Source organism: Kribbella sp. (assembly GCF_035655035.1).
In the GTDB taxonomy this organism is placed as follows: Bacteria; Actinomycetota; Actinomycetes; order Propionibacteriales; family Kribbellaceae; genus Kribbella.
In genome coordinates, this window is the sequence record NZ_DASRVN010000404.1 from 1 (window position 1) to 7,085 (window position 7,085).

Below are 7,085 nucleotides of genomic sequence, written 5' to 3' on the forward strand. Positions count from 1 at the left end.
ACCGCCTACGGAGCCGAAGGCGGTCCCAGCCCGACCAAGTCGCGAGCGCGGACGGTGTGCAACGCGATGGCCGGGACCGCGGTGGTAGGCGTCGTCTTCGGGCTCAGCACCGTCCTCGGTCCCGCCGTACTGCTGCTGACCATCATGCTGGCCCTGACTTCGCCTCCTGCGATGCGCTGGTACTGCGTCAAGTTCGCCTCGCGGCCCTCGGACGACGGCGGCGTGCAGATGAGTCGCCCGACGCTCGAGCTGTGCCGCGAATGGCACGACAGCTACGAGGCACTGCGCCGGGCCACGACAACCACCGCCCGGCTTCGCATCGTGACGGCACGTCAACAGTGCCTGGACGAACTCGAACGCCGCGACCCGGACGGAATGCGCGCCTGGCTCGACTCCGCGGCCAGCGCCGCCGGCGACCCCCGAAGCTTCCTCAGCGATCTGTAGTTTCGGCGCGCGGCGGCCGGGCACCGCATCCGCCGACCGAGAACGAGGAGGACTCATGGCTACCGTTGCCCCAGGCAACCAGGATGACCTGGTCGGCGTCATCGTCGCCGACCATCGAACGGTCGAGCTGATCTTCGCCGAACTCGCCACGGCCGGCGGTACGCCGCGGCACCGGCGGGAACTGGCCGACCACCTGACGACCGAGCTGGTCCGGCACTCGGTGGCGGAGGAGATGTACATGTACCCGGCGGCCCGGAAGGTCCTGCCGGACGGCGACCGGGTCGCCGACCACGAGATCGAGGAACACGCCGAGGTCGAACGGCTGCTCAAGGACCTGGAGGGCGTCGACGCCACCGACCGGCTGTTCGACGATCTGATCGGCAGGCTGTCGACCGAGGTCCGGCACCACATCGGCGAGGAGGAGAGCGACCTGCTTCCCCGGCTCCAGCAGGCCTGCGATCCGGACGAGCTGCTCGAACTCGGCCGGATGGTCGCCCGGGCCAAGGCGTCCGCCCCGACCCGACCGCACCCGTCCGCGCCGACGAAGCCGCCCCTGAACCTCATCCTCGCCCCCGGCACCGGCATGATCGACAAACTCCGCGACGCCCTGACCGGCCGCAACCGCGACTGACACCCGCGACCCGAGATGCGGGGGAGTGCCCGGGTGCCCGCCTCCGGGCTCGCTGAGATGCGGGGGAGTGCCCGGGCGCCCGCCTCCGGGCTCGCCGAGCGGGCGGTCGCCTTCCGGTGGAAGAGAGGCTGGGGCACGCTGGGTCAGCTGCTAATGCGGTTGGGTTCATGCGGTGGCGTGTGGGGAGCGGGGGTTGGGTACCGGGTGGAGGTCACCGACCGGTGGTTGCTCCCAGTGCCGTCGGCCGGTGGCCGGGGGGTGGTGAAGGGAATGGTGAGCCGATGACCAGCAAGGATCGGGATGCGCATACGTTGGTCCGGTTGACGGATGTGGGACTGGAGCTGGCGGACCTCGCCGACGACGTGCGTGGGCGGAAGGTCGTGGACCGCAACGGCGACGAGGTGGGCAAGGTCGACGGGTTGATCGTGGACGAGGCCGAGCGGCGGGTGCGGTTCCTCGAGGTCGGCTCGGGTGGCCTGTTCGGGCTCGGGCAGCGCAGGCTGATGGTCCCGGTGGAGGCGATCACGCGCGTCGAGGACGACGTCGTACACGTCTCACAGGACCGCGATCAGGTGGCCGGCGGGCCGACGTACGACCCGGAGGTCGTGGTCGAGCGTCGGTACTACGAGAACGTCTACGGGTACTACGGATATCCGCCGTACTGGGGCCCGTTCCCGCGCTGAGCACCAAGGCGCCGGTTGAACTGGGTTGATTTGGGCACCGGGGGTGAGCCGTCCAGCAGTGGGCGGGGTGGGACGGGCGTGGCGTCTTCGGAGGCGACCGTGGTCATTGTTGGTGGCGTTGACACGTATTACGACTACGACGAGCAGCAGTGGAAGTACCGTCGGCTGGGCGGCGGGCCGATCCGTGAGCCGGCTCCCGAGCCTGCCGCGGAGAAGGACACACAGAGCACCGTCCTGATGCCGACACCAGATCCGGCCCGTCATGAGCACGGCCGTCGACTGAAGATCAGCTGAGGAGCGGGTCAGTCTCCGAGCAGCGAGCCGAGTGGGCCGAGGTCCAGGTTCAGGTCTTCGGGCGTGAGGTCGAAGCGGGTACGGAGCGTCGTGACGGCCTCCTCGAGGTGCATCAGGCCGAGGCCCAGCTGCTCGATCTGATCGGCCGAGAGGCCGCCGTCGTCGATGCGCCGGAGGGCCTGGCGTTCCATCAGCTGGCGGATCAGTTCGACGATCGTCAGCACCAGCCGGAAGAGCTCGCGCTCGACGGTCTCGGGATCGGCCTCGATGCGTTGCGGAAGGTTCATCGGGCGGGCTCCTCGGTGATCGTCCGGATCAGCGCGGCCAGCCGGATCTCGACCAGGTCGACCTCGGCCAGCGAGATCACGATGTCGCCGGCGAGTACGACGCCGGCGCCGAGCAGGCGGTCGAGCAGGTCGACGAGCGCGATCTCCTTCACGCCGACTCCAGGGACGTGAAGGAGTACGGCGGCCACGGCCCGTCCAGGGTCAGCCGCACCCCGGGACGGCTGACGGCGAGCTCCTCGACGGTCAGCCGGAACGAGTCGGGTTCGCGGTCGTCGACCAGGTAGGCGCCGTTCAGGATCATCGGCTCGGCGTACCCGGTCAGCCGCCGGTCCTGCGGCGGCAGCCGGCGGCACGCGTCCGCGGAACCCGCGAGCCGGCGATGGATGTCGTCGGCAACGGCCTGCGCGTCCACCGCCGCCTGGTGCTGCCGATCGACCTGCTGACGGCGGCGCATCAGGTACGCCGTACCCGTGGTGACGTCGCCCGCTTCCGCCGGGTCCGGCTGCCCCGCGAAGAAGGCCTTCACGGTCCATTCGCTGCGGCCGGCCACACGGTCCAGCGCGGCCGTGAGTTCGTCGTACAGCGCGGTGAGCCGGCCGCGGACCGCCTCGTCGGTCGTGCAGATGGTCGCCAGCCGGAACGGCGCCACGGCACCGGTCGCCGTCCAGGCGGCCCGGACCACGCGGTCGTGGACGCGCGCCACCTCTTCGAGCCAGCCGAGATCCTCGAGGTGCTGCCGCAGCGGGGCCTCGCCGAACTCCTGCAGGTCGACGGTACTCACGATCGCGTCGAGATCGCCCCGGCTGACGACCCGCAGCGGCGCGTCGCGCAGGCCGCGTACTCCGCCGAGGTCGCCGACGTGGCGGCCGGCGGCATAGATGTACGAACCGCTGTCAGCCATGGCGGTCGTCCCGGTTGTCGTCGTCGCGGTTGTCGGCAGGGTTGTCGTCCGGCTTGTCGGCAGAGTCGTTGCCACGTTCGGCCTCCAGTTCGTCGACCCGGCGGCGGAGCCGCTCGAGTTCCTCGGCGTCCGCGGAACCGGACAGCATCGGATCACGGGTCCACCAGTCGATGCCCATCTCGGCCGCCTTGTCGACCGAGACCAGCAGCAGCCGGATCCGGATGGTCAGCAGTTCGATCTCGAGCAGGTCGACCCGGATGTCGCCGGCGATCACCACGCCCTTGTCCAGGACGCGTTCCAGCAGATCCGCCAGGCTCTCCGGCTCCGGCCGGGTCATCCCGTACCCGCCCATCGGCTGTCTCTGAACGGTGCTCATGACATCAGCCCTCCATCTGCCCGCGAACGTAGCGGTTCAGCCGGCGGTAGGACAGCAGTTCACCGTTGCTGTCGGCCACCAGTTCGTACACTGCGAGGATGTCGGTGGTCTCCGGGATCCGGTGCGACTCCACCACCTCGACCTGTACCTTCCAGGCACCGTCGCCGTCCTGCTCGACGGCGACGACGCCTTCCGGCTGCTGCCCGATCAGGTCCGCGAGTTCACCGGCCGACCGCAGTACGACGTCCCGGATCGGCGCGCGCTTCGGTGCGGGCCGATCCGCCGCCGGTCGCTTCGTCGCCGCCTTCTTCGTCGCGGCCTTCTTCGCCGGTGCCTTCCGCGCTGGTGCCTTCCGCGGGTCCGGTTCCTCGGCAGTGGTCCTGCGCGGAGCTGCCATCTCCGATCACCCAGCCCTTCCAGCTCTGCCCTCGACGAGCCGGTCGATCAGCTCCTCCTCCAGCGCGTCGGCCGCCGCGTCGTCGAGGACGCCGGCGGTGCGCCAGCGGTCGATCTCGTCGAGCTGCTGCCTGATCCGGTCCGGGTCGTAGTACTCCTGCAGCGCCTGCTGCCGCAGCTGATCGGCGACCGCGACCGTCATCCGGATCGGTGCCAGCGGCAACAGCAGGACGCCGGTGAGTAGTCCCATCAGAGCTCCGTGACGAAGTCGTACGGCGCGGTCGGGCCGACGAGCTTGATCCGGACCCGCCCGTGCAGGGCGCGGGCGACCGCCTCCGCCGCCCGGTCGAACTGTCCGGCGTTCCGGTCCTCGACCAGGAACGCCGCGTCGACCAGTCGTTCGACGTCGGTCGCCGGACTCCGCACGCTGTGCGCGACGGCGTGTTTCGCGATCGGTTCCAGCACGCTCGGTGCGTCCGCCGCGCGTTTGTGGTCCAGGGCGGCGGCGACCAGTTCGCCGAGTCGCAGGCGGGCGTTGAGCGTGGTCTCGTCCGACGTACCGCGGGTCTGCCTGTGCAGGTCCGCGATCTGCGGGTCCTCGGCAACGATCTCGGCCAGCACCTGCTGCTCGTCGTACCGCGCGTGCACCGTGTACTGCGACGTACCGTTCAGGCTGTGCAGCAGCGGAACGAGCCGGTCCTCGGCGGCGTCGAGCAGTTCCACCGCGGCCGCGCGGGTTTCGACCACGGTGCCGAAGCGGAGCGGGACGATCGGTGCCTGCTGCGCGATCGTGTCGAGCACCCGGCTGTGCGTCAGCAGGTGCCGTCGCTTACCGAGCCGGAGATCCGTGGAGAGTTCGCTGACGACGGCAGCCAGGCTTCCGCTGCGAACCACGTCGACCGGCCGCTCGTCGAGTCCCTGGACGTCTTCGGGCAGCTGCACGTCGTCGAACGCGACGCCGTACACGTAGTACAGGTCGCCGCTCATTCGTCCGAGCTCCTGCGGCGGGACGACTGGCGCGGTCGGCGACGTGGCCGGCGTTGTTCTTCGGGCTCCTGCTCCTCGTCCTCGTCGTCGTCACCGAACAGGGCGTCCTTGGCGGCGTCCTTGGCACCGCTCAGGACGCCTCGGGTCCGGCCCTTGGCGCCGCCCTTCTGCATGTCCTCGATCGCCTCCGGCAGGCTCTCGCCGCCCTGCTGGTAGAGGTCGAGCCGGTTCGTCGCCTCCGCGAACCGCAGGTAGGTGTCGACACTGGCGATCACGATCCGGGCGTCGATCGTGACGAGCTCGATGCCTACCAGGGAGACCCGGACGTAGGCGTCGATGACCAGGCCCTTGTCGAGGATCGTGTCGATGACGTCGGCCAGGCTGCTCGGTGCCGGCCGCTCGAGATAGCCGCCGGAGCGGCGCTGTCCAACCGCCGAAACGGTCATGAGTAGTACCTCTTCTCGTCGGTATCAGCTCGCCCTGCGAGAGGGCCGGTCGTCGTACTGCGCGTCGTCGTAGTCGTCGGAGTCCTCGTCCTCGGCCCCGTCGTCGTAGTCCTCGTCCGCATCCCAGTCGTCGTACTCGTCGGAGTCCTCGTCGGCGTCTTCGTCTTCGTCTTCGTCTTCGGCCTCGTCGTCGTACTGGTCGTCGGCTGGTTCCTCGTCGCCCTCGTCGCCCTCGTCGTCGGCGTACCTGTCGTCAGCCTCGTCGTCCTCGTCCTGGTCCTCGGCTTCGTCGGTCTCGTCGTACTCGGCGTCGTCGGTCTCGTCGGCGTCCGGTTCGGGCTCGCCGTGGTCGCGGACGACCTCGGAGTCGCGGATCTCGCCGCGCCAGCCCTCGAGGCTGTCCGGGTCGAGGATCGTGCGGGTCATCACGTGCCGGCGGAAGTGCTTCAGCTCCAGCCGGGCGCGGCGGCCCTGGGCGCGCCAGATGTTCCCGACCCGCTCGAACAGGCCCTGCGGGTAGTACTCGAGAACCAGCAGGATCCGGGTCAGGTTCGGTGCCAGGTCGTGGAACGTGACGCAGCCGTCGACGTGCCCCTTCTGGCCCTTCGACCGCCAGACGATCCGGTCGTCCGGGACCTGCTCGAGGATCGTCGCCTCCCAGCTGCGGTGCGACCAGACGATCTTCGCCCGCCAGTTGAGCTTCTCGGGCGACTCCTGCTCGACGCTCTCGACCTTCTTCATGAAGTCCGGGAAATCCTGGAACTGCGTCCACAGGTCGTAGGCAACGTCGATCGGCACACCGACATCGATCTGCTCGATGATGTTGGTCGCCTTGACCGCCTTGCTCGAGCCGCCGCCGGAAGCATTCCCGGAGCCGTTCCCGGAACCGACGATCTTGTCCTTGACTCCCTCGACACCGCTCTTGAGCGCGCCGCCGATCATCGACCCCTTCAGGCCGCCACCGCCGCCCCCGAAGCTCCCACCCGCCGCGACATCCCCCAACCGCTCGGCGAGATCGTCCACCTTGTCGGCAGTAAGGTCGATCACCCGCTCCGCCACCGCCGTGAACGCGTCCTGCAACTCGTCCTTCAACCGCCCGACCGGCAGCTCCTCAAGCAAAGATTCCAACCCCCCACCCACCACCGAAAGCCCACTACCCTTACCCCCGTCACGGCTCCCATTACCGCCGTTACTGCCGTTACTGCCGCCGTTGCGGTTGTTGCCACCGCCGTTGCCGCGGTTTTTGTCGTGGTTGCTGTCTCGGTTGCTTCGTCGGTTGCGTGTGCTCTGCTCAGTCATGTCCGGTCACCCACGCTTCCGGGAAGTGCCAGTTGTCTTCTTCGCTGCGGTCTTCTTCGCCGCAGTCTTCTTTGCAGCGGTCTTCTTGGCTGCCGTCTTCTTGGCCGGCCGCCGGCTCGTGGTCTTCTTCCCGGCGGTCTTCTTAGCCGCCGGGCGCTTCGCCGTACCCGAGGTACCCGAGCCGCTACCTCGCGCCGTACCCGAGGTGCTCGAGCCACTAGCTCGCTTCGACGTCGAGGCCGAGGTCGCCTTCCGCCCCGCCCGCTTACGCGCCGGAGCCGAGTCATCCGCCGACCCACCCCGACCCGACGCCCGCTTACGCGCCGGAGCCCCGTCGTCGT

General features: G+C 69.3%; 13 protein-coding genes and 1 pseudogene. 5 read left to right on the top strand and 9 right to left on the bottom strand.

All coding sequences use genetic code 11. The features are described 5' to 3' along the window. The 4 genes and pseudogenes from VFF46_RS22680 to VFF46_RS22695 form a co-directional block, all read left to right on the top strand. Nucleotides 1–444: pseudogene (locus VFF46_RS22680) on the top strand (hypothetical protein); the annotation flags it as partial. 55 nt (nucleotides 445–499) lie between these two features. After that, on the top strand, nucleotides 500–1,075 hold the full coding sequence (locus VFF46_RS22685; protein ID WP_325039199.1) for a hemerythrin domain-containing protein: 576 nt from the start codon (nucleotides 500–502) through the stop codon (nucleotides 1,073–1,075). Nucleotides 1,076–1,356: 281 nt separating this feature from the next. Next, nucleotides 1,357–1,758 (top strand): PRC-barrel domain-containing protein, encoded by a 402-nt coding sequence (locus tag VFF46_RS22690; RefSeq protein ID WP_325039200.1) that lies wholly within the window; start codon nucleotides 1,357–1,359, stop codon nucleotides 1,756–1,758. Between the two features lie 78 nt (nucleotides 1,759–1,836). Then, complete coding sequence (locus VFF46_RS22695; protein ID WP_325039201.1) at nucleotides 1,837–2,052, top strand: hypothetical protein; 216 nt, start codon at nucleotides 1,837–1,839, stop codon at nucleotides 2,050–2,052. A gap of 8 nt (nucleotides 2,053–2,060) precedes the next feature. Here VFF46_RS22695 and VFF46_RS22700 read toward each other — a convergent pair whose 3' ends face one another. Genes VFF46_RS22700 through VFF46_RS22740 form a run of 9 tightly spaced genes read right to left on the bottom strand, consistent with a single transcriptional unit; the run spans nucleotide 2,061 to nucleotide 6,573 of the window. Then, entirely contained in the window at nucleotides 2,061–2,339 is a 279-nt protein-coding gene (locus tag VFF46_RS22700) for a gas vesicle protein K (RefSeq protein WP_325039202.1), read from the bottom strand. Beyond that, nucleotides 2,336–2,491, bottom strand: a complete 156-nt coding sequence (gvpJ, locus tag VFF46_RS22705; protein ID WP_325039203.1) for a gas vesicle protein GvpJ — start codon at nucleotides 2,489–2,491, stop codon at nucleotides 2,336–2,338. The genes VFF46_RS22700 and gvpJ (VFF46_RS22705) overlap by 4 nt, the downstream gene beginning before the upstream one ends. After that, a complete protein-coding gene (locus VFF46_RS22710) occupies nucleotides 2,488–3,240 on the bottom strand; it encodes a GvpL/GvpF family gas vesicle protein (protein WP_325039204.1) in 753 nt (250 codons plus the stop codon). The genes gvpJ (VFF46_RS22705) and VFF46_RS22710 overlap by 4 nt, the downstream gene beginning before the upstream one ends. Next, nucleotides 3,233–3,616 (bottom strand): gas vesicle protein, encoded by a 384-nt coding sequence (locus VFF46_RS22715; protein ID WP_325039205.1) that lies wholly within the window; start codon nucleotides 3,614–3,616, stop codon nucleotides 3,233–3,235. Before VFF46_RS22715 ends, VFF46_RS22710 begins: the two co-directional genes overlap by 8 nt. Before the next feature lie 4 nt (nucleotides 3,617–3,620). Beyond that, on the bottom strand, nucleotides 3,621–4,013 hold the full coding sequence (locus tag VFF46_RS22720; RefSeq protein ID WP_325039206.1) for a gas vesicle protein: 393 nt from the start codon (nucleotides 4,011–4,013) through the stop codon (nucleotides 3,621–3,623). Nucleotides 4,014–4,019: 6 nt separating this feature from the next. After that, the gene (locus VFF46_RS22725; protein ID WP_325039207.1) at nucleotides 4,020–4,262 is read right to left on the bottom strand and encodes a gas vesicle protein GvpG; all 243 of its coding nucleotides are present in this window, start codon (nucleotides 4,260–4,262) and stop codon (nucleotides 4,020–4,022) included. After that, nucleotides 4,262–4,999 (bottom strand): GvpL/GvpF family gas vesicle protein, encoded by a 738-nt coding sequence (locus VFF46_RS22730; protein WP_325039208.1) that lies wholly within the window; start codon nucleotides 4,997–4,999, stop codon nucleotides 4,262–4,264. The genes VFF46_RS22725 and VFF46_RS22730 overlap by 1 nt, the downstream gene beginning before the upstream one ends. After that, complete coding sequence (gene gvpJ, locus VFF46_RS22735) at nucleotides 4,996–5,445, bottom strand: gas vesicle protein GvpJ (protein ID WP_325039209.1); 450 nt, start codon at nucleotides 5,443–5,445, stop codon at nucleotides 4,996–4,998. Before gvpJ (VFF46_RS22735) ends, VFF46_RS22730 begins: the two co-directional genes overlap by 4 nt. A gap of 24 nt (nucleotides 5,446–5,469) precedes the next feature. Continuing rightward, the gene (locus VFF46_RS22740) at nucleotides 5,470–6,573 is read right to left on the bottom strand and encodes an SRPBCC family protein (RefSeq protein WP_325039210.1); all 1,104 of its coding nucleotides are present in this window, start codon (nucleotides 6,571–6,573) and stop codon (nucleotides 5,470–5,472) included. A 196-nt stretch (nucleotides 6,574–6,769) separates the two neighbouring features. Here VFF46_RS22740 and VFF46_RS22745 point away from each other — a divergent pair. Beyond that, on the top strand, nucleotides 6,770–7,085 hold a 316-nt coding region (locus tag VFF46_RS22745; protein ID WP_325039211.1), incomplete at its 3' end, for a hypothetical protein.

Bases quoted from the DNA above. Each gene is read 5' to 3' on its own strand.
- VFF46_RS22710 (WP_325039204.1), bottom strand. From the start codon at position 3,240: ATGGCTGACAGCGGTTCGTACATCTATGCCGCCGGCCGCCACGTCGGC.
- VFF46_RS22730 (WP_325039208.1), bottom strand. From the start codon at position 4,999: ATGAGCGGCGACCTGTACTACGTGTACGGCGTCGCGTTCGACGACGTG.
- VFF46_RS22700 (WP_325039202.1), bottom strand. From the start codon at position 2,339: ATGAACCTTCCGCAACGCATCGAGGCCGATCCCGAGACCGTCGAGCGC.
- gvpJ (WP_325039209.1), bottom strand. From the start codon at position 5,445: ATGACCGTTTCGGCGGTTGGACAGCGCCGCTCCGGCGGCTATCTCGAG.
- VFF46_RS22685 (WP_325039199.1), top strand. From the start codon at position 500: ATGGCTACCGTTGCCCCAGGCAACCAGGATGACCTGGTCGGCGTCATC.
- VFF46_RS22720 (WP_325039206.1), bottom strand. From the start codon at position 4,013: ATGGCAGCTCCGCGCAGGACCACTGCCGAGGAACCGGACCCGCGGAAG.
- VFF46_RS22715 (WP_325039205.1), bottom strand. From the start codon at position 3,616: ATGAGCACCGTTCAGAGACAGCCGATGGGCGGGTACGGGATGACCCGG.
- VFF46_RS22690 (WP_325039200.1), top strand. From the start codon at position 1,357: ATGACCAGCAAGGATCGGGATGCGCATACGTTGGTCCGGTTGACGGAT.
- VFF46_RS22725 (WP_325039207.1), bottom strand. From the start codon at position 4,262: ATGGGACTACTCACCGGCGTCCTGCTGTTGCCGCTGGCACCGATCCGG.